This is a genomic window from Streptomyces clavifer (genome assembly GCF_036345975.1).
Taxonomy (GTDB): domain Bacteria; phylum Actinomycetota; class Actinomycetes; order Streptomycetales; family Streptomycetaceae; genus Streptomyces; species Streptomyces clavifer.
In genome coordinates this window covers 5,233,106-5,253,379 of sequence record NZ_CP107793.1, presented here as the reverse complement: position 1 = coordinate 5,253,379, position 20,274 = coordinate 5,233,106, and the positions used below count along the sequence as shown (strand labels likewise).

Here is a 20,274-nt window from a genome sequence, read left to right as displayed (position 1 = left end):
CGCTCTTCGTGCCCACCGGCCCGTCCCGCACCACCCGGCAGACAACGGCGTCTACCAACCCCTTAGGAGTACTCCCGTGGCCATCTCGGTCTTCGACCTCTTCTCGGTCGGCATCGGCCCGTCCAGCTCCCACACCGTCGGCCCGATGCGCGCGGCCCGCATGTTCGCCCGCCGCCTCAAGAACGAGGGCCTGCTGGCCCACACCGCGTCGATACGGGCCGAGCTGTACGGCTCCCTCGGCGCGACCGGCCACGGACACGGAACACCGAAGGCCGTCCTGCTCGGCCTGGAGGGCGAGTCGCCCCGCACCGTGGACGTCGAGGGCGCCGACTCCCGCATCGAGGAGATCCGCTCCACCGGGCGCATCAACCTCCTCGGTATGCACGAGATCCCCTTCGACGCCGACGAGCAGCTCGTCCTGCACCGCCGCAAGGCACTGCCGTACCACGCCAACGGGATGACCGTCCTCGCGTACGACCACGAGGGCGCCCCGCTCCTGGAGAAGACGTACTACTCGGTCGGCGGCGGCTTCGTCGTCGACGACGACGCGGTGGCCGGCGAGGACCCGATCGTCCCGGACGACACCGTCCTCCGGCACCCCTTCCGCACCGGCGACGAGCTGCTGCGGCTCGCCCGGGAGACCGGCCTGTCCATCTCCTCGCTGATGCTGGAGAACGAGAAGGCCTGGCGCACCGAGGACGAGATCCGCACCGGCCTCCTGGAGATCTGGCGCGTCATGCAGGCCTGCGTCTCGCGCGGCATGTCCCGCGAGGGCATCCTGCCCGGCGGTCTGAAGGTCCGCCGCCGCGCCGCGAACACGGCCCGCCAGTTGCGCGCCGAGGGCGACCCGCAGGCACACGCGATGGAGTGGATCACCCTCTACGCGATGGCCGTCAACGAGGAGAACGCCGCGGGCGGCCGTGTCGTGACGGCCCCGACCAACGGCGCCGCGGGCATCATCCCCGCCGTCCTGCACTACTACATGAACTTCGCGGCCGGCGGCTGCACCGAGGCCGAGAAGGACGACAGCGTCGTCCGCTTCCTGCTGGCCGCCGGAGCCATCGGCATGCTCTTCAAGGAGAACGCCTCGATCTCCGGCGCCGAGGTCGGCTGCCAGGGCGAGGTCGGTTCCGCCTGCTCCATGGCCGCGGGCGCCCTCGCCGAGGTCCTGGGCGGCTCCGCCGAGCAGGTGGAGAACGCCGCCGAGATCGGCATGGAGCACAATCTCGGCCTGACCTGCGACCCGGTGGGCGGCCTCGTCCAGATCCCGTGCATCGAGCGCAACGGCATGGCCGCCGTGAAGGCCGTCACGGCGGCCAGGATGGCGCTGCGGGGCGACGGCAGCCACAAGGTCTCGCTCGACAAGGTCATCAAGACGATGAAGGAGACGGGCGCGGACATGAGCGTCAAGTACAAGGAGACAGCCCGCGGCGGGCTCGCGGTGAACATCATCGAGTGCTAGGAGAACGGCCCTGACCAGTGCGTTCGTATCTTTCAGCGCTGTCAGGACCTTCCCTGCTTGCACGGCGGAAAGTCCCTGGATCGGCCCTGGGACAGACGCGAAAGTCCCTGAAAAGTCCCTGGAAGACCCCATGGGATGGGCATCTGACCTGCAGGTTCGTGACGCATAGTCAACGATGGGAGCCCCGCCCCCGCCATCTGGATGTATCCAATCGATCCCCTAGTTCAACTAGAGGGGTATCATTCGATACATGAGTGCTACGGAAATCTCGCGCTTGAACCAGCGGCTGGCTGACCTCTCCCCGACGTTCACGACAGCGCAGGCACGTCAGGCCCTGCTCTCCGCTCGCGATCTGGCGCACCTAGTCACCGAAGGGGAGATAGACGAACTGTCCCGTGGTGTGTACCGGCGGGCAGACGCACCGGAGACCGCATACGCAGACCTACTGGCCGTATGTACGCGGGCGCCTCGCGCTGTCCTGTGCGGGGAGTCCGCCCTGGCTCTGCACGAGCTGATCGACGACATCCCCAGCGCCGTACACATCGCCGTACCACGCGGATCACGTCGTCCCACGATCTCTTATCCCCCGACCGTGGTGGCCCAGTACGCGGCGAAGACGTTCAGCCTCGGCGTCGAACGGTTCGAGGCTGCACCGGGAGAGACCGTTCCCACATACAACGCCGCCCGCAGCGTCGTCGACGCGATGCGCCATCGTGGCAGAATCGGCGAGACCATGGCCCTGTCCGCACTCGGCCGCTACCTACGTCGCCGCGGACGGAGCGGGGTCGGCGAACTCCAACTCATCGCCCGCGAGCTGGGCGCGCTCTCCGTCATCCGCCCCGCCGTAGAGGCGGTGCTTGCCTGATGGTCAACCCAACTCGGGACACCACCGCAGGCCGCGTCTACAACGACCTGCGCAATCTGGCTCGTCGCAACGGCCGTTCAACGGACGAGGTCATGGTCGAGTACGTACTCGAACGATTCCTCTACCGCCTGGCAACATCCCCCCTCGGCCGCGAGCACTTCATCCTCAAGGGCGGCCTTCTGCTCGCCCAGTTCGGCGCCCGCCGGATGACCCGTGACATCGACATCCTTGGCCGCGCCTTCTCCGGCGAGGAAGCCGAGATCATCCGCAGAATCGCCGCGATCGCCACCGCTGAGGTCGACGACGGCGTGGCATACGACTCCGCCACGCTCAGAACCGTACCCATCCGAGAGGAGGACGAGTATCACGGCGTACGGCTGTCCATGGCCGCATCGATCGCCCGTGCGCGTCTCAAGCTCCAACTGGACATCAGTTTCGGCGACCCCGTCACTCCCGGGCCTCAGATCATCAACTACCCGCAGCAGCTCACCACGGACAGCTTCCAACTCTTCGGTTACCCGCTCGCCACCGTCATCGCCGAGAAGCTCTCCACCGCCATCTCGCTCGGCGATCTCAACACCCGCGATCGGGATTACGCGGACCTCTACCGCCTGCTGACGCTCAACAATCTCAACGGCGAAGAACTGGCCGCAGCGCTGACTGCCACCGCCACACACCGTGGCATCGAGCTGAAGCCCCTCAGCGCCGCGATCACCGACCTCGCCGAGCGCCGCCAATCCTCCTACACCGCCTGGCGCCGCCGACAGGGATCTTCCTCGGCCGGCTATCCGAATCTCTTCACTGACGTGGTCGGGCTGGTCATCGCGTTCGCGGACCCACTGCTCGCAGACACCGCCGCGACACGGAGTTGGAACAGCTCAGCCAGTACGTGGACTTGATCTCACTCCCTCACAAACCGCCGGAGATGCCTCGCACCCCGAAGCGTCAATGAGCCTCTGTCATCCTGTGCTGGCAGGTGAACGGACTGGTCAGCAGGTGTGGCAACGAGACAGGGCCTCTCGTCCTCGGCGTGGTGATCTCACACATGAGCGTCAAGTACAAGGAGACGGGCGCGGACATGTCCGTCAAGTACAAGGAGACGGCGCGCGGCGGGCTCGCGGTGAACATCATCGAGTGCTGGGCACGTGTGCCCACCGGCGCTCTCGTACCCTTCAGCGTTGCCGGTCGGCGCGTGGTGTCCCCGCCCCCCGGCCCGGGGCCGAGGGGCGGAGGTAGGCGTACTGCCCCGAGCCGAGACAGCCCCGTGAGGCCTTGGCCGCGCCGCTGCCGGTGCCGTAGTGGATGACGGTGGCGCCGGCCCGGGCCGCGGCCTCGACCAGGTGGTAGAAGAGCAGGTCGAAGTAGAGCGGCAGCCCGCGCTGGACGGCGTAGTCGAAGCCGGCGCGGTGCGCGAACCAGCGGTCGCCGTGGACCACGATCAGCGCGAAGCCGATGATCTCGCCGTCGAGACGGGCGGTGGCCGCCAGCGCGTCCGGACCGCAGGCGCCGAGCGCGCGCTCCAGGACGGTCACGGAGCGCGCGGGGGTCCAGGCGTTCATCCCGTACTTGCCGAGGAGTGCGGCCTCCAGCTCCGCGAAGCGGGGGATGTCGGCGGGGTCGAGCGGGGCCGAGGTGATCCGGACTCCGGCGTCGCGCACCGCCCGGCGCTCGGCGCCGATCCGGCGGCGGCGGTGGGCGGAGAATCCGGCGAGGTACTCCGCGAAGCCGCCCTGCGGCACCGGCAGCCAGTGGTAGTTCTCGGAGTGGAAGGAGCGGTAGCCGCGGCGGGCCAGCAGGGTCCGCAGCACGGTGTCGTGCTCGTCGACATGGAGGAAGGCGACGCTGCGCAGGCCCTCCTGGTCCGCGAGCCGTTCGGCGGCGCCCAGCAGCCGTTCCGCGGTGCCGTCCTCCTCGTCACGCCGCAGGAGGGTGGTGCGGCCGAGGTGCCGCCCTCCGCAGACGAGGCCGGGCAGCAGGGCGCCGGCAAGGTCTCCGGGCAGGTCCGCGACCAGTTCCTGTGCTCCCTTCCGCCCCTCTTCCGCGGACTGCCGCAGCACGGTGTCGGGGCGGCCGGCTAGCCACGGGGCGGTCGCGTCGGCGACTGCGGTGGCCAGCGCACCGGCCAGGCCCTCGGCGTCGGTCAGGGTGAGGTAGCGCATGGGTGCGCCGGAGGTGTCCTCCGCCACGTCGAGCCAACGGGCCGCCAGGTAGGCGTGGTCGGGGCCGGCCAGGCGGTCCCAGGACGCGCGGGGAAGGTGCACGGCCCGCCGGACGACGTCGAGCCCGGGGAGAGGGGCGGGTAAGTCGACCGGGGCCGGCTGCCCCTTCGCCAGGAGCGTCGACCACGTGCTGGTGTCGGCGCGTTCGGTGGTCCCGACGTCCGCGTCCGGTGTCTGCATGGTGGTCTCCTCCTCGTCGTCACGGCGGCCGGTGACGGTGCCGCCGTGTGCGGGCCCGGCGGCCGGACGGGCCCGCGAGCCTTCGGCGGGTTCCCGCGGCCGGTCTCTTCCGGCTGAGCTGAGCCGTTCTGCTGGTCGGTGGCGCCGCACAGTCGGGCCCGCCCACGGCGACGTGCCGCGGGTCCGCGCACTCCCCGCCGGCCCTGACGGCCGGGACCCCCGCCGCACGGGGCGTACGGGGCGGGCGGAGCCGTCGTGGGGCAGGGCGGGGCACGGGACGGAAGGGCGCCGCGCCCTGCGGGGCGCGGGGAGGGGCACCGCACCCGCACACGGCGGGAGGGCCGGGATCAGGGGTGCGGGGCTGGACGAACCGTAGCGAAAGTGGTCCTGCCGTCACCCGTGGAGCGACGGCGAGGACAAGTTAGGGCAGTGCTCCTCTGGGACGCAAGCGCCCGTACACCGGCGGAGGGGCACCCGGCCACTGTCGTCGTTCGTCGGCGGATATCGGCGGAAAACCGATGGGGGAGATGACCTGGCGCTATACCGGAAGGTTCATGAGGTGTCCCCCAACTGCCGTGCACTTCACGCCATTTCATGCCTCTCTCCCCCCGCTCTCCGCCCCCTCGTCGCCGCTTGTGGCACCCCCGTGCCGCCTCTAGCATCGTCGCACTCCCCGGCGGGCCCGGGGTGGCCGCGTCCCGCACCCTGGAGACCGCCGCCCATGGCCCCGTCGTCGGTGTGCTCCGCACCACGGCCCCGTGACGGCACGGGACCGCGCCCCTCGGAAAGGCCTGGTGATGGTCGGACCACCCCGTTCCCCCGTCGGCGGAGGCGAGGTGGGCGCCCTGCGCCTGCTGCTGGCCGCCCAGGCGCTGAGCCAGCTCGGTTTCCGCCTGCTGGGATTGGCGATGCCGATCCTCGCCACCACCACCCTGCACGCCTCCGCATTCGAGGTCAGCGCCGTCGCGGCCTGCCAGACGGTGGCGTTCCTCGCCATCGGGCTGCCCGCGGGCGTGTGGGTGGACCGCATGCGCAAGCGGCCGGTGATGGTCGTCAGCGACCTCGGCCGCGCCGTGGCCCTCGGCAGCATTCCGGTGGCGTGGGGCCTGGGCACCCTCGACGTGCTCCACCTGTGCGTGGTCTCGCTCGTCACCGGCGTCCTCACGGTCTTCTTCGACGTCGCCGCGCAGAGCTATCTGCCGCATGTGGTCGGCGGCGACCGCCTCCTCACCGCCAACGCCCGGCTGACCGGCGTGGAGGAGGTGGCGGGCGTGGTCGGTCCCAGCGCCGGCGGTCTGCTCATCCAGCTGGTGACCGCGCCCCTCGCGATCGTCGCGACGGCGTTCGGGTACGCGTGGTCCGCCCTGTTCGTCGCCCTGATCCGACGGCCGGAGCCGCTTCCGCCACGCAAGGACCGCCCCCGGCTGGTCCGGGGTGTCGCCGAGGGCGTGCGGCTGGTAACGCGGCACGCACTGCTGCGGCCCATCGTGCTGTGCTCCACGACGATGACCTTCTTCTGGAGCATGTCCTACGCGATGCTCCTGGTCCTGCTCGCCCGCGATCTCGGGGTGCCCGCGACGACCGTGGGTCTGCTGCTGACGGCGGGGAGCCTCGGGGGCGTCCTCGCCACGCTGGTGGTGCGCCGGCTCATCGAGGCGCTGGGGGACGCGACGGCGGTGAAGTACAGCGTCGTGTGCGGCGCCCCGCTCACCCTGCTCGCCGCCCTCGCCCAGCCGGGATGGAGGCTCGCGCTGGTCAGCGTCTCGCTGTTCGGCCTGGGGGCGGCGCTCGTGGTCTACAACGTGGCCCAGGTCAGTTTCCGGCAGCGGGCCGTGCCACCCGACTTCCTGGGCCGCGTCAACGCCACGGTGCGGTTCTTCGCCTGGGGCGCGCGCCCCATCGGCAGCCTCTGCGGCGGTGTGCTGGCCGAGGTGTTCGGTGCGCGGGGAGCCGTGCTCACGGGGGCGGTCGGCACCTCGCTCGCCTTCCTCTGGCTGTTCCTCTCCCCGCTGCGCCGGATGCGGACCCTGCCCACCGGCACACCGCCCGTCGAACCCCTGGTGGCCTCCTGACCCGGGCCGCCGTGCCCGCCCGACCGCGCCACCGGGCCGAGCCACGCCGTTCGGCCCGCCCCCGTACGCCCGACGAACGGAAGCCCTACCGTGACCGACGCACTCCCCCCGACCGGCACGCCCGGCACGCCCGGCACGCCCGGCACGCCCGCGATCGTGTGGATCACCAACCCGGACAACTACGACCCGCGACGCCACCTCCTGCTGCAGAAGGAGGGCTCCAAGCGCGTGGACCTCTTCGAGCGCAACGGCCTGCCCGTGCGGGTGGTGCACTCCGGGGACCTCGTGCCGGCGTGGTCGGGCGGGGCGCCGCGCCTGTATCTGGACGAGGAGGACCTGCTCGGCGGCGGTCATGCCTTCCTGCTGTCGGACTGGACGTGGGACGCCGGCATCGGCCGCCACGTCCAGGCGATCACGCGGACCATCAGGGCGGCCGGCCGAGTGCTCCTGAACGACGGCATCCGCGACGCCGAGTCGCTGGGGTCGGACAAACTCGCGATGTGCCACGAGGTGGCGGCGCTCGGGATCCCGGTCCCGCCGACGATCGCGGTCCCCTTCGGCCGGTACGCCCGCCGGGTGCTGCCGGTGGTCGGCCGGGAGCTGGGCACCGGCCCCTACGTGGTCAAGCCCCGGGCCATGGCCATGGGCTTCGGGGTGCTGAAGGCCGAGGGCCCCGAGCAGCTGACCGCCGCGGTGGACCTCCTCACCCCCGCGGCGCTGGGCGCGGTGGTGCAACCGTTCCAGGAGAACGACGGCGACGTGCGGGTGTACGTCCACCGCGGGAAGACGGTCGCCGTGATGCTGCGCAGCCCGAAGGAGGGCTCCTACCTCGCCAACGTGAGTGAGGGCGGCTCCGGCATGTCCTTCGACGGGGACGGCGAGGTGCGCGCGCTCAGCGAACGGCTGGCCACGGGGGTGGACGCGGACTACCTGTGCGTGGACTGGCTCCTCACCCGCGAAGGGCCGGTCTTCAACGAGTGGATGACGGTCTCGGCGGCCTACGAGGACCTGCCGGAGCCGGACCGCTCCCGGGTGGCGGCGGCGCTCGTCAGCTATGTACGGGACCGGATCGCCGCGGGCTCCTGACGCGCTCGTCCGAGGAGACCGTCGGCCGGTCGCCCCGGACAGCCTGCGTCCGGGCACGGCAGCGGGTCCGCTGCCGTGCCCGGACGAGCGGAGCCGGAAGCCGTCCGCACAGGATCAGCGGCCGGTTGCCCCTGGTCACGCCCTGCCACACCCGCCCCCACCGGAGTGATGCGGAGGACGCCGGTGGGCAGCCGCCCCGAGCAGCGGCAGCCGGTCACGGAGGCCCTGCGCACCGACCCCGGCAGCCGGGCGTCGGACAAGCGTTTGACATCCACGCCCCGCGCTGACCATGATTCCATTAATTGACTAATGGAATCGAGGCGAAGCGCGTGGCGGACACGAGCATTCCGAGCGGACTCCCGGGCGCATGGGCCCTGGAGGCCCGCGGCCTGGGCAAGCGGTACCGGCGCGGCTGGGCGCTGCGCGACTGCTCCTTCCGGCTTCCCGCCGGCCGGATCTGCGGCCTGGTCGGGCCCAACGGGGCGGGGAAGAGCACCCTGCTGGGCATGACCACCCGGCAGGTCGAGCCGACCGAGGGCGAGTTGCGGATCTTCGGGGTGGCGGTGGGCGAAGCCTCGGTGATGCCGAGATTCGCCTTCCTCGGGCAGGACAAACCGCTGTTCAAGCGGTTCACGGTGGCGGAGACCCTGCGGATGGGCAGCGAGCTCAACCCCGGCTGGGACATGGCGGCGGCGGAACGGATCGTCCGCTCGGGCAATGTGCCGCCGCACGCCAGGGTCGGCACCCTGTCCGGCGGCCAGCGCACCCGGGTCGCGTTCGCGCTCGCCTTCGGCAAGCGGCCCGACCTGCTGCTGCTCGACGAGCCGATGTCCGACCTCGACCCGCTGGCCCGCGACGAGATGAGCACCCTGCTGATGGCCGAGGCCGTCGAGCGCGGGACCACCGTCGTGATGTCCTCCCACATGCTCACCGAGCTGGAGGACATGTGCGACTACCTGCTGGTCCTCGCCGGGGGCAGGATCCGGATGGCCGGCGACGCCGACGCGCTGGTCCCGGCCCACACCCTGGTGACCGGAGTGACCCGGGACGGGCGGCTGCCCGCCGGGCTCGACGGCCACACGGTGATCGAGAACCGCGTACAGGGCCGGCAGTTCCAGGCGATGGTCCGGCCGGACGGCCCTCTCTCCGGGGACTGGCAGACCTCCGAGCCCAGCCTCGAGGAAGTGCTGCTCGCCCATCTCCGCTCACCGGACGCACCCCCGCTGTACACACCCGGCGCCCGCGTCGGCGCCGAAGGGACCAGGACCGCATGAGCACCACCCCGACCGGGACGCCGGCCGCACGGACCACCCGGCCGAGGTTGCTGCGGGGGCTGAGCTGGCTCGTCCTGCGCCAGCACCGGACCACCCTGATCTGCCTCGCCGCGCTGGCGGTGCTCGGCTCCCTCTGGATCGTGTACCAGCGCGGCCGGCTGATCGGCCTGCTGGACACGGCGGGCTGGCCCGAGCAGGACGTGGCGCTGCCGGTCGTGGGCCAGCAGTACTCCTATCTCACCCTCCTGCTGGGCTCCCTGCCCGGCGTCCTCGCCGTGTTCCTCGGCGCCCCGCTCATCGCGGCCGACAGCGAACAGGGCACCGCCCAGCTCGTCACCACCCAGTCCGTGACGCGCCGCCGATGGCTGATCGCGAAGCTCGGCTGGTGCTTCCTGATCACGCTGGCGGTCTGCACGACGCTCTCCGCGTTCTTCACCTGGTGGTGGACGCCGTACCGTTCGGTGCTCTCCGACCAGTGGATGGACGGCACGGTGTTCGACAACACCGGTCCGGTCCTTCCCGCGCTCGCCCTGTTCCTCACCGCGGCCGGGGTCACCATCGGTGCCCTGCTGCGCCGGGTCCTCGCCTCCATGGTCGTCACCTTCGCCTTCTGCGTGGCCGCCCAGGTGGCGTGGGACGTGTCCAGGGAGTACCTGGCCCCGGCGCGCAGGCTCACGTACCCCCTGGACGAGGAGCTCCCGGCCCGCCTCTCCGACGCGTACGAGCTGGACAGCTGGATCGCCACCGCGGACGGGCAGCTGTACGGGTGGGGCACCTGCGTCGAAGCGACGGAGAAGGCCTCGGCCGCGTGCATCGCGGACAAGGGCATCGTCAGCAACGTCTACGAGTACCTCGACTACAGCCAGATGGCGGCCATGCAGTGGACCGCCGCGGGCATCCTGCTCGCCGGGACCGCGCTCCTCACGGCGTTCGTCCTGTGGCGGTCCTCCCGGCGCCCCCTGTAGAGCGGGCTCTTCCCACCTACGTAAAATATCGACATCCGAGCGGAAGGTGATGTACGTGGTCGTGTTCCGCATCGACCGGCGCAGCGGTGTGGCGACGTATCTCCAGATCGTGCGCCAGGTCGAACAGGCCCTGCGGATGGGCGCGCTGGAGGAGGGCGACCGGCTGCCCACGGCGGCACAGGTCGCCGCCACCACGAAGGTCAACCCGAACACGACGCTCAAGGCCTACCGCGAGCTCGAACGTGCGGGGCTCGCAGAAGTGCGCCAGGGAGCGGGCACCTTCATCACCCGCTCCCTCACCGAGCCCGGGTCGGGCCCCGACTGGCCGTTGCGCACCGCGCTGAACGAGTGGATGCACCAAGCGCGCGGCGAAGGGCTCGGCGGCGCGGAGGTCGAGGCCCTCTTCCGGACGGCCTTCGAGGCCGCTTATCCGCCGGGCACGGACGGCGTGGACGGCTGACCCCGTCGTCGCACACGGCCCCCGGGGACCGTTGATCGTGATCAGCTCGAGTCCGGATACCGAGGACGGAATGCGGACGATCGACGACGATCGTGTGAAGGTGTCGGTCGAACGCGACTGAATCTTTCGAGCTGCCGGAGTGGCAGCCGGCATCCTCGGGGGTCCCACGTGCGAGTGAAGCGAAGAACATGGGCCACGGCCGCCGTCGCGACGGCGGCCGTGGCAGGCGTCCTGGTGCTCGAAGGGGGGACCGTCACGTCCGGGGCACTCGCCGGCCCGGACGCCAAGTCCGCCCCGGCCCGGGCCGATGTGCGCCGGACCGCGCTGGAGGTGTCGGCGGACGGAGACACCGCGTCCCTGCGGCAGCGGGAGTCCGGGCCGTTCAGCATGCTCGGCGTCACCTGGACCGACCCGTCGGCCGAGGTGACGGGCACGGTGGAGGCGCGCACACGATCGGCCTCCTCCGGCGACTGGTCGGCGTGGCTGCCCCTCGACACGGAGGTCGACGGCCGTACGGAGGCCGGGCGTCCCGGCGTACGCGGCAGCACGGAACCCCGCTGGGTGGGACCGTCCGACGGTGTGGAGGTCCGGGTGTCCGCCGGGGACGGTACGTCCGCCGGACTCCCCGCGGGCCTGCGGCTGGACACCGTGGACCCGGGCAGGGCCTCCGGGGCCGCGCCCGCCGCGTACGCCCTCGACACCACCGACGACCCGACGGCGGCGGATCCCTCCGCCGGCTCGTCCGAGGAGCCCGTTCCCGGGCTCAGCACGGAGCCCGCCACCGGAACCACGGAGCCGGCGCCCGGGGAGACGGGCCCCACCGACCCGGTGGAGGAGCCTCCGAGCACGAGCACGGATCCCGGCACCGGTGGGTCGCCTTCGGCTCCCGCCGAGTCGCCGTCGCCCAGTACCGAGCCCACCGCGACGCTGCCGCCGCCGCTGCCCTCCACGGTGCCGCAGCCGCCCATCGTCTCCCGCGCGGGGTGGAACGCCGACGAGTCCGTCAACGACGAGGCGCCGGACTACATGGACAGGGTCAAGGCCGTCTTCGTCCACCACACCGCGCAGACGAACTCGTACTCCTGTGCCGACTCGGCGGCGATCGTGCGGGGCCTGCACGCCTACCACGTGGAGGCGAACGGCTGGAAGGACCTCGGCTACAACTTCGTGGTCGACAAGTGCGGCACGGTCTTCGAGGGCCGCAGGGGCGGTGCGGACCGTGCGGTCATGGGCGCGCACACCTACGGCTTCAACCGGGAGACGGCGGGCATCGCCGTCATCGGCATGTACACGGACTCCTCGGCCGCGAGTGCCGCGACGACGGCGGTGGCCCGGGTCGCCGCGTGGAAGCTGGGCCAGTACGACGGCGACCCGGCGGGCACGACGACGCTGACCGCGGGCGCGGACGGGGTCGACTTCACCGGCAGGAGGTTCACCGCCAAGCAGGACTACTCGTTCAGCCGGATCTCCGGGCACCGGGACGGCTTCAACACCCAGTGCCCCGGTGGCGCCCTCTACGCCCAACTGCCCGCCATCCGCGGCCACGCGGCGGGCCCCGTCGCCGGACTGGCCATCACGTCGGTGACCGGCGCCGCCCTTTCGGGCACCAGTCACCACACCAGGGCGGACATCACCGTCCGCTGGTCCGCGACCACGCCCGCCGCCTTCGTCACGAAGTACGAGCTGCTCGTGGACGGCAGGTCCGTCGCCTCCACCACCGGCGGCGCCACGTCCGCCGCGGCGACGCTGACCGCCGGCAGCCACAAGGTGCAGGTCCGGGCCACCCACCAGTCGGGCAGAACGTCCGTGTCGGCCACGGCGACGGTGGTCGCCGACCGGACCGCGCCGGTGTTCACCACCAAACCGGCCCTGTCGCTGCGCACCGGCACCGTGAACACGGCGGCCGTCCCGATCGCACTGAAGTGGAAGGCGTCCGACGCCGTCCTGCTCAGGGACGTGCGCCTGACCGCGCCGGTGGCCGGGACCTACGGCCCCATCGTCACCACCGCCCCGCACACGGCGAAGTCCGCGGTGGCGACGGCCTGGCGGATGACGGCGTACGACCGTGCGGGCAACGCCTCGGCCGCCTCGGTCACCGGCACGCCGGTCATCCTCCAGGAGTCCTCCGCGAAGAGGTCCGGCACCTGGACGACGAAGTCCTCGGCCGGTTACCTCGGCGGTGGGTCGTATGCGAGCGGTACCAAGAACGCCGCCCTGACCTGGACGTTCACCGGCCGCTCGGTCGCCTGGGTGGTGTCCCGGGCCGCGACGTCCGGACAGGCGTACGTCTACGTGGACGGCGCGAAGGTGGCGACGGTGGACCTGAAGTCCTCCACCACCCTGTACCGCCAGGCGATCTGGACGAAGTCCTGGACGTCGTCCGCCAAGCACACGGTCAAGATCGTGGTGGTCGGCACGAAGGGCAGGCCCACCCTCACCACCGACGGCCTCGTCTACCTGAGGTAGCGGGACCGCCCGCCGCACCGGCCCGGCGCATGCCGCGCCGGTGCGGTTCAGCCCTTGTTCTGCGAGGCCCAGAACTCGTCGAACGTGAGCTCGCCGTCGCCGTTGCCGTCGTGGGTGTTGATGATGGCCTGAGCGACCGTCTCCGTGACGAACGGGTCACCGAGCTGCGCCATGGCGCTCTTGTACTCGGACGCCGTGATCCGGCCGTCGCCGTTCTGGTCGAAGTGCTCGAATGCCTTGCGCGCCGACTCGATGTCCGCCACTGTTCCGCCCCTTCGTAAAGCATTGCTGACGGGGGTCAGATTATCGGGCACGTCCGGTGGCGGATCCGGCGGGCGCCCGGGTCAGCGGAAGACGCCGGTGTGGCCGAGCGAGTAGCGGCCGGGCTGCGGGTAGACGGCCAGTCCGTGAGGTCCGCTGCCGACGGGGATTCTGGCCAGCTGCTTCCCGTCGGTCGTGTCGATCGCGTACACCTCGGCGTCGTAGCGCCCGGACAGCCAGAGCACCTTGCCGTCCGCGGAGACGCCGCCCATGTCCGGGCTGCCGCCGTCGGGGAGGTGCCACTTCTTCGTCAGCTTGTTCTTCGCGAAGTCGAACACCGAGACGGATCCCTCGTTCCGGTTGGAGATGTACATCTCCTTGGAGTCCCGGCTGACGTAGAGCCCGTGGCAGCCCTTGCCGGTGGGCAGCAGCTTCGGGGTGGTGAACGCCTTGCCGTCGAGCACCCACATGCCGTGCGCCATCATGTCGGCGATGTAGAAGGTGCTGCCGTCCGGGGAGAGCTTCACGTCCTGCGGCATGGCGCCCTGCATCGGCAGCTTCTGCTGTCCGACGACCTTCATCTTCTCCGTGTCGACCTTGAGGAGCTCACCGGAGAACTCGCAGGAGACGATGAAGTAGCGCCCGTCGGCCGAGAAGTCCGCGTGGTTGACGCCCGCGCAGTCCACGGGCACGGTCCTGACCCGGTCCATGGTCCTCGGGTCGCGGAAGGCGAGCTCGCGGTCCATCGAGGCCATGACGACGGCGTACTTGCCGTTCGGTGTGAAGTAGAGGTTGTACGGGTCGGAGACCTCGACGGTGCGGCCCGTCTTCCCGGTGGCCGGGTCGATGGCGGTCAGGCTGTCGCCGAGGTCGTTGTTGACCCAGAGCGTCTTCAGGTCCCACGAGGGCACGACGTGCTGGGGCTGGTGGCCGACGGGAATGGTCTCGACGACCTTGTACGTCGCGGGGTCGATCACCGACACCGTGTTGGAGTTGGTGTTGGGCACGTACACCCGGGACGGGAAGTCCTTGACCGCCGGTGACAGCTTTCCGGCGTGGTCGGCGGCGTAGACGTCACGGGGGTCGAGCACGGGCGGCATCCCGGGCAGTCCGGACGGGGCCGCGGCCCGTGCCTGTTCGGCGGGGACGGCCGAGCCGGTACGGGTGGGCGAGGGCCGGGCCTGGTCCGCGGCGGACCCGCAGGCGGCGAGCGCGGCGACGAGTACGCCCCCGAGGAGGGCCGTGACGGTGGTGGTGCGCGTGGAGGGAAGCATCAGGTCAGCAGCTCCGTCGTGGTCACCGCGCGCAGCTGGCGCCGGCCGATTTCGGTCAGGAGGAGGGGCAGTGCGGCGATGGAGTCCCGGTAGCCGAAGTGCAGGCTCACCACGGATCCGTTGCGGAGCTCGCCGGCGACCTTGCGGGTGACGGCCGCGACGCCGGGCGACGTGAAGTCCAGGGAGTCCACGTCGTAGGACAGGACGTGCGGGTAACCGGCCCGGCGGGCGAGGCCCTGGACGAGCGGGGTGGCGTACCGGGCGCGCGAGGGACGGAACCAGGTGCCGATGGAGCCGGTGAGCCGCCGCAGCCGCTGGGCACAGCCGGTGATCTCGGCGTACGCCCGCGCCTCGTCCATCGCGTTGATGTCGAGGTGGCTCTGGGTGTGGTTTCCGAGGTCGTGGCCGCCGTCGAGGATCCGGCGGGCCATGCCGGGGTGCTCGTCCAGCCAGCTGCCGACGGCCAGGACGGTGAGCCGGGCTCCGGCCCGTTCGGCTTCGGCGAGGACCGCGCGGGCGAGGGCCGGATCGCCCGCGCCGTGGAAGGTGAGGGCGACGCGGGCCCGGTCGCGGGGGCCGTGCTCGACCTGGACCGGCTGCCCCGGGAATCGCCGCGGCACGGGGGCGGGCCGCGGAACCGCGCGGGCCTCCGGCGTGTTCCGTGGTTTCTGCGGAGCGTGGGTGACCCCGCCGTTCGCCGCGCAGCCCGGGGTGACGGTGCCTGCCAGGAGCGCCCCTGCCGCGGCCCGCAGGGCACCGCGACGGGGCACGGGCGTCCTGCGACCGTTCATGGGCCGTCCACCTCGTGGGCCGGTTCGGGGTGCTGATGCCCCGAGACCCGAGACACAGTAGGGCGGGACGGGCGAGATGCGATGCGTGACACAGACAGGAGGCGGTCAATGAAATACGCGCCAGATCAGGCGGGAACGCAAAGAATGCCAGGCGAGTGACCCAAAACACCTGGGATACAGAAGTGAAATTCACGCTTTTAAGCAGTATTGACCGATTCGCAACTTTGGCGCCCGGGTCGCCCGTCTGCCATAGTCGGTGACACGACCTTCTCCGACCCGAGCCAGGTCCCACGAGCGGCCGTGGACACACCCCCCATTCCACGGCCCCCACAGAAGCCCCCGAAGCGCCGCACCCCGGCCGACCGGGGGCTTCTGCGTATACGGGTTCCCGGGCCCACGGGTGCCGGGAGGGGCGGCTCAGCGGTCCGAGGTGCGCATCTCGAACCAGGTGGTCTTCCCGCGCGGTAAGAGGTCCACACCCCACCGGTCGGACAGCTTGTCGACGAGGAAGAGCCCGCGCCCGCTGACATCCATCTCCCGGACCGGCATCAGGCACGGCAGCCCGCGCGAGGGGTCGCGCACCTCGATCCGGATCCAGCCGCGGCGACGGAGCATGCGCAGCCCGAAAACCCGCGCACCGGTATGCCGCACCGCGTTGCCGACGAGCTCGGAGACGAGGAGCACACCGTGCTCGGCGGTCTGCGGGGGCAGCGCCCACTGACGCAGCATCACGCACGAGGTGATCCGGCGGGCGGTGGCCGCGGACTCCGGACGCGAGGGCAGCCGGACTTCACCCTCCGTCGGATTTCCGAACAACTCCAGCGCTTTGAACGCCTGTTCGTCCTCGATCGCCGACGTCCAGCGCGCCGCGGGCGCACCAGCGCGCGGTCGCGGCTGTTCCACACCCTCCAGGCCCGCCATGCCCACCATCATGGCCGCACGGACCGCCCTCCGTGACCGTTCCCGCGGAATCCCTCCCCCGGAACCAGTCATTCCGTGCCGGTCGTCTGGCATATGCCAGAGGCAGAATGCCACCCTCCGCAGCCACGCCCATCTGCGTCGACACCCACCGGTCGGGCACGTGCGCGGTCAGGGAGAGCCCCGGACCTTAAGGCTCTCTTAAGGTCCGGATGATCCGCCCACACGGATGAACGATCGTCACCGTGTACCGACCGGCGTCCGGTCAGAGGAACTCGGCCTTGCCCGGGCCCTCCTCCACGAAGCTGCGCATGCCGCGCTCCCGGTCCTCCGTGGCGAACAGACCTGCGAACCAGTTCCGCTCGATCGTGAGCCCCGTGTCGATGTCCGTCTCCAGTCCGGCGTCCACGGACTCCTTCGCGGCCCGCAGCGCCAGGGCGGGCCCCCGGGCCAGCCGGACGGCCCAGGCGCGCGCCTGCTCGTACACCTCGGCGGCGGGCACCACGCGGTCCACCAGACCGATCGTCAGCGCCTCCTCGGCCCTCACGTGACGGCCGGTGAAGATCAGGTCCTTGGCCTTGGACGGCCCGATCAGCCGGGCCAGGCGCTGGGTGCCGCCGGCGCCAGGGATCAGCCCGAGCATGATCTCCGGCTGGCCGAGCTTCGCGTTGTCGGCAGCGATCCGGAAGTCGGCACAGAGAGCCAGTTCGCAGCCCCCGCCCAGGGCGTAGCCGGTGACGGCGGCGACGACGGGCTTCGGGATGCGCGCCACGGCGGTGAACGAGTCCTGTAGCGCCTTGGAGCGCACGACCATCGCCGCGTGGTCCATCGCCTGCATCTCCTTGATGTCCGCACCCGCCGCGAACACCTTCTCGCCGCCGTAGAGGATCACCGCCCGGACGTCGTCGCGCCGGGTCGCCTCTCCGGCGAGCTCGTGCAGCCGGTCCTGGGTGGCGATGTCCAGGGCGTTCATCGGCGGCCGGTCCAGCCGGATCGTGCCGACGTTGTCGCTTACTTCGAGGGAAACGGTCATGGGAGGCAGGTTAACCAGGACTAACGGCGGTGGGCCCGGTGCTGTTGGTCACAGCACCGGGCCCACCGGGAGAGGGACCTGCTCGGCCCGCTCTGCGGACCTGCGCGGCCCGCTCCGGGCCTACGCGGTCCCCTCCGTACCTACTTGGTCCACTCCGACCAGTCCATGTTCCAGCCGTTGAGGCCGTTGTCGGGCTGGATCACCTTGTCGTCGGAGTTCTTCACGACCACCACGTCACCGATGAGGGAGTTGTCGAAGAGCCAGGCGGCCGGGGTCTTGCCGTCCCAGGCCCCGCGCACGTCCCGCAGACCGACACAGCCGTGGCTGGTGTTGGTCGTGCCGAAGATGCCCGACGCACCCCAGTAGTTGCCGTGGATGAAGGTGCCCGACGTGGACAGGCGCATGGCGTGCGGCACGTCCTTGATGTCGTACTCACCGCCGAAGCCGACGGTGTCGCCGTTCATCCGGGTCACCTTGAGCTTCTCGCTGATGACCATCTGGCCGTTGTACGTGGTCGTCGACGGCGCGCCCGCGGAGATCGGGATGTCCTTGATCTGCTTGCCGTCACGGACCACCTTCATCCGGTGGGAGCTCGCGTCGACGGTGGAGACCTGGCTGCGGCCGATGGTGAACTTCACGGTCTTGGCCTGCTTGCCGTAGACCCCCGGCCGCCCCTCGACACCGTCGAGGTCCAGACGCAGGGTGACCTTCGTGCCCGCCGCCCAGTAGTTCTCGGGACGGAAGTCGAGCCGGTCGTTGCCGAACCAGTGGGGCTCGATCCGGACGGCGGGAACCGCCGTCACCTTGACGGCCTTCTCGACGGCCTCCGGGTCGGTGATGCCCCGGGTGAAGTGGATCGACACCGGCATGCCGACGCCGACGGTCGAACCGTCCTCCGGCGTGTACTGCCCGATGAAGGTGTTCTGCGGGACCAGCGTCGTGAAGGTGGTGTCCTTCGCCGACTGGCGCCCCTTCCCGTCCTTGGCGACCGCGTGCACCGTGTACTTGGTGGCCGCGGCCAGATGCCGGTCGGGCACCCAGCTCAGGCCGTCGGCCGCGATCTTGCCCTCGACCTCGGTGCCCCTGGGGTCGGCGACCTTGACCGTGCTCAGCTTGCCCTGGGCGGCCGAGACCTTCAGCGCTCCGCTCGTCGCCACGTCATCGGCACCGTCCTTGGGTGCGATGGTCACCACCGCCTGCGAGGCGCTGGTGTCGTCGACCTTCGCGCCCGCCCCCTTGCCGTCCTTCGCCTCCGCGGCGTTGCCGTTCCCGCCGCACGCCGTCACCAGCAACAGCAGCGCTCCCAGTACCAGTGCGAGGAGTCCGGGGGCTCCGCGCCCGCGCCGTCCCCTGCTCGCCCCGGCCGAGGCCCCCGATATCGGCTGCCCGTTCAATGTGGTCGTCTCCCCTCGCACGGCCTGGCCCCGCCATGGCCCGCACCCCCGCGCGCTGTACATGCACGCCCGGCGCAAGATAATCACACCGCGCGTGGGGAGAACTTCCCCGGAATGTCACTGTTCCGTCCCAAGTCGTCCCGTGCCTCCGCCGGAGGGGCCCCGGAGCATGCCTCCGGGGCCCTCGCAGGTCGGGCCCGGGGCCGGCCGTCCGATGCCGAACGCCTCCTGGCTCACGTCCTCTCAGCGCAGTGCGGAGCCCGCCTTCCACTGGCTCCACCCGAGGTTCCAGCCGCCGAGGCCGTTGTCCGGCGCGACGGTCTTGTCGGCGGAGTTGACCACCTCGACCACATCGCCCACGAGCGTCCGCTCGAAGAACCAGCCGGCCGGGGTGTCGGAACTGCCGCCCTTCACGTCACGCAGCCCGATGCAGCCGTGGCTGGTGTTGTCGGAGCCGAAGGTGTCGGGCGACTCCCAGTAGTTGCCGTGCAGGAAGGTGCCCGACTTGGTCAGCCGGACGGCGTGCGGGACGTCCTTGATGTCGTACTCGCCGCCGAAGCCGACCGTGCGGCCGTCCATCCGCGTCACCTCGTGCAGCTCCGAGACCACCATCTTCCCGTTGTACGTGGTCGTCTTCGCGGCGCCCGCGGTGATCGGCACCGTGCTGACGAGCTCACCGTCCCGGCGTACCTGCATGGTGTGGGCCCTGGCGTCCACCAGGGACGTCTGGGAACGGCCCACCCGGAAGGTGAACTTCTTCCGCTGGCTCCCGTACACGCCGGGCGCGCCCTCGACGTCGCGCAGCCCCACGTCGACGGTGACCTCGGTGCCCGGCTCCCAGTACCTGGCGGGGCGGAAGTCGAGGCGCTCGTCGCCGAACCAGTGGCCGGCCACCTCCACCGCGGGATCCGTGGTGATCCTGATCGCCTTCTCCACCGCCGCGCGGTTCCTGACGGGCCGGTTGAAGTCGAAGGAGACGATCATGCCGGTGCCCACCGTGGACCGGTTCTCCGGCTTGAAGTAGCCGATGAACCGGTCCGCGGGGACGAGGGTGGTGAAGCTCGTGTTCCGGGCCGAGCGACGGCCGCCCCCGTCGACGGCCACCACCTCGACGCTGTACTTCCCGGCGAGCCCCAGCCGCCGTGCGCCCTTGTCGGGGGCCCAGGAACGGCCGTCCTCGGCGATCCGGCCCGGCACCTGACCGTGCTCCGCGTCCTCCATCCGTGTCACCTTCACCCGTTCGAGCCGTCCGTTGGGGACGGTGACCTCGATCCGGCTGTCGGCGCCGACGTTCTCGGCCCCGTCCTCGGGGAAGATCCGGATGGCGTCCCCGGGCGAGCGGTTGTCCCCGAACAACGGCGTCGACCCGGTGCAGCCCGTCAGTACGGCCAGCACGGTGAGTAGTCCTGCCCATGTCAGCACGGCGGCCGAACCCGCCCGTGCTCTCTTCGCTACGTGGTTCACGCTCCCCCAACGACAGGGGCCGCCCGGGGGAAACGTGAGTGCGGGCCCCGCCGTGGGCAGAACAGAGGGAAGGACCACACCAGGAGGGCC

17 protein-coding genes are annotated in these 20,274 nt (G+C 71.0%); 9 read left to right on the top strand and 8 right to left on the bottom strand.

Annotated elements, in window-relative coordinates:
- The first annotated feature begins 76 nt into the window (after positions 1–76).
- The 3 genes from OG927_RS23140 (at position 77) to OG927_RS23130 (ending at position 3,226) form a co-directional block, all read left to right on the top strand.
- The gene (locus OG927_RS23140) at positions 77–1,462 is read left to right on the top strand and encodes an L-serine ammonia-lyase (protein WP_056794528.1); all 1,386 of its coding nucleotides are present in this window, start codon (positions 77–79) and stop codon (positions 1,460–1,462) included.
- A 250-nt stretch (positions 1,463–1,712) separates the two neighbouring features.
- A complete protein-coding gene (locus OG927_RS23135) occupies positions 1,713–2,327 on the top strand; it encodes a type IV toxin-antitoxin system AbiEi family antitoxin domain-containing protein (RefSeq protein ID WP_330320715.1) in 615 nt (204 codons plus the stop codon).
- On the top strand, positions 2,327–3,226 hold the full coding sequence (locus tag OG927_RS23130) for a nucleotidyl transferase AbiEii/AbiGii toxin family protein (protein ID WP_330320714.1): 900 nt from the start codon (positions 2,327–2,329) through the stop codon (positions 3,224–3,226). The genes OG927_RS23135 and OG927_RS23130 overlap by 1 nt, the downstream gene beginning before the upstream one ends.
- Positions 3,227–3,499: 273 nt before the next feature.
- Here the strand turns inward: OG927_RS23130 and OG927_RS23125 are convergent, their stop codons facing one another.
- Positions 3,500–4,726 carry a GNAT family N-acetyltransferase gene (locus tag OG927_RS23125; protein WP_330320713.1) on the bottom strand — a complete coding sequence of 409 codons (1,227 nt, stop codon included), beginning with the start codon at positions 4,724–4,726 and terminating at the stop codon, positions 3,500–3,502.
- 797 nt (positions 4,727–5,523) lie between these two features.
- Between OG927_RS23125 and OG927_RS23120 the strand changes: the two genes are divergently transcribed.
- The 6 genes from OG927_RS23120 (at position 5,524) to OG927_RS23095 (ending at position 13,049) form a co-directional block, all read left to right on the top strand.
- On the top strand, positions 5,524–6,798 hold the full coding sequence (locus OG927_RS23120; protein WP_330320712.1) for an MFS transporter: 1,275 nt from the start codon (positions 5,524–5,526) through the stop codon (positions 6,796–6,798).
- A 90-nt stretch (positions 6,799–6,888) separates the two neighbouring features.
- On the top strand, positions 6,889–7,884 hold the full coding sequence (locus tag OG927_RS23115; RefSeq protein WP_330320711.1) for an ATP-grasp domain-containing protein: 996 nt from the start codon (positions 6,889–6,891) through the stop codon (positions 7,882–7,884).
- Between the two features lie 329 nt (positions 7,885–8,213).
- Positions 8,214–9,158, top strand: a complete 945-nt coding sequence (locus OG927_RS23110; RefSeq protein WP_330321345.1) for an ABC transporter ATP-binding protein — start codon at positions 8,214–8,216, stop codon at positions 9,156–9,158.
- Positions 9,155–10,123, top strand: a complete 969-nt coding sequence (locus OG927_RS23105) for an ABC transporter permease subunit (RefSeq protein ID WP_124281127.1) — start codon at positions 9,155–9,157, stop codon at positions 10,121–10,123. Before OG927_RS23110 ends, OG927_RS23105 begins: the two co-directional genes overlap by 4 nt.
- A gap of 49 nt (positions 10,124–10,172) precedes the next feature.
- The gene (locus OG927_RS23100; protein ID WP_056794512.1) at positions 10,173–10,583 is read left to right on the top strand and encodes a GntR family transcriptional regulator; all 411 of its coding nucleotides are present in this window, start codon (positions 10,173–10,175) and stop codon (positions 10,581–10,583) included.
- A gap of 168 nt (positions 10,584–10,751) precedes the next feature.
- Complete coding sequence (locus OG927_RS23095) at positions 10,752–13,049, top strand: N-acetylmuramoyl-L-alanine amidase (RefSeq protein ID WP_330320710.1); 2,298 nt, start codon at positions 10,752–10,754, stop codon at positions 13,047–13,049.
- Between the two features lie 47 nt (positions 13,050–13,096).
- Here the strand turns inward: OG927_RS23095 and OG927_RS23090 are convergent, their stop codons facing one another.
- The 7 genes from OG927_RS23090 to OG927_RS23060 form a co-directional block, all read right to left on the bottom strand.
- Positions 13,097–13,312 (bottom strand): EF-hand domain-containing protein, encoded by a 216-nt coding sequence (locus tag OG927_RS23090; protein WP_056794510.1) that lies wholly within the window; start codon positions 13,310–13,312, stop codon positions 13,097–13,099.
- An 81-nt stretch (positions 13,313–13,393) separates the two neighbouring features.
- Entirely contained in the window at positions 13,394–14,584 is a 1,191-nt protein-coding gene (locus OG927_RS23085) for a YncE family protein (RefSeq protein WP_056794508.1), read from the bottom strand.
- Positions 14,584–15,375: a polysaccharide deacetylase family protein gene (locus OG927_RS23080; protein WP_330320709.1), complete on the bottom strand. Its 792-nt coding sequence runs from the start codon at positions 15,373–15,375 to the stop codon at positions 14,584–14,586. Before OG927_RS23080 ends, OG927_RS23085 begins: the two co-directional genes overlap by 1 nt.
- A gap of 417 nt (positions 15,376–15,792) precedes the next feature.
- A complete protein-coding gene (locus OG927_RS23075; RefSeq protein WP_056794505.1) occupies positions 15,793–16,308 on the bottom strand; it encodes an ATP-binding protein in 516 nt (171 codons plus the stop codon).
- A 250-nt stretch (positions 16,309–16,558) separates the two neighbouring features.
- Positions 16,559–17,326 (bottom strand): enoyl-CoA hydratase/isomerase family protein, encoded by a 768-nt coding sequence (locus OG927_RS23070; RefSeq protein ID WP_330320708.1) that lies wholly within the window; start codon positions 17,324–17,326, stop codon positions 16,559–16,561.
- Positions 17,327–17,466: 140 nt separating this feature from the next.
- Complete coding sequence (locus OG927_RS23065) at positions 17,467–18,720, bottom strand: L,D-transpeptidase (RefSeq protein ID WP_056794502.1); 1,254 nt, start codon at positions 18,718–18,720, stop codon at positions 17,467–17,469.
- Positions 18,721–18,963: 243 nt separating this feature from the next.
- A complete protein-coding gene (locus OG927_RS23060; RefSeq protein WP_330320707.1) occupies positions 18,964–20,184 on the bottom strand; it encodes a L,D-transpeptidase in 1,221 nt (406 codons plus the stop codon).
- Positions 20,185–20,274: the final 90 nt, after the last annotated feature.

Excerpts from the sequence above, each read along its gene's own strand:
- OG927_RS23075 (WP_056794505.1), bottom strand. The coding sequence starts at position 16,308 with ATGATGGTGGGCATGGCGGGCCTGGAGGGTGTGGAACAGCCGCGACCG.
- OG927_RS23080 (WP_330320709.1), bottom strand. The coding sequence starts at position 15,375 with ATGAACGGTCGCAGGACGCCCGTGCCCCGTCGCGGTGCCCTGCGGGCC.
- OG927_RS23120 (WP_330320712.1), top strand. The coding sequence starts at position 5,524 with ATGGTCGGACCACCCCGTTCCCCCGTCGGCGGAGGCGAGGTGGGCGCC.
- OG927_RS23100 (WP_056794512.1), top strand. The coding sequence starts at position 10,173 with ATGTACGTGGTCGTGTTCCGCATCGACCGGCGCAGCGGTGTGGCGACG.
- OG927_RS23070 (WP_330320708.1), bottom strand. The coding sequence starts at position 17,326 with ATGACCGTTTCCCTCGAAGTAAGCGACAACGTCGGCACGATCCGGCTG.
- OG927_RS23135 (WP_330320715.1), top strand. The coding sequence starts at position 1,713 with ATGAGTGCTACGGAAATCTCGCGCTTGAACCAGCGGCTGGCTGACCTC.
- OG927_RS23125 (WP_330320713.1), bottom strand. The coding sequence starts at position 4,726 with ATGCAGACACCGGACGCGGACGTCGGGACCACCGAACGCGCCGACACC.
- OG927_RS23105 (WP_124281127.1), top strand. The coding sequence starts at position 9,155 with ATGAGCACCACCCCGACCGGGACGCCGGCCGCACGGACCACCCGGCCG.
- OG927_RS23085 (WP_056794508.1), bottom strand. The coding sequence starts at position 14,584 with ATGCTTCCCTCCACGCGCACCACCACCGTCACGGCCCTCCTCGGGGGC.
- OG927_RS23130 (WP_330320714.1), top strand. The coding sequence starts at position 2,327 with ATGGTCAACCCAACTCGGGACACCACCGCAGGCCGCGTCTACAACGAC.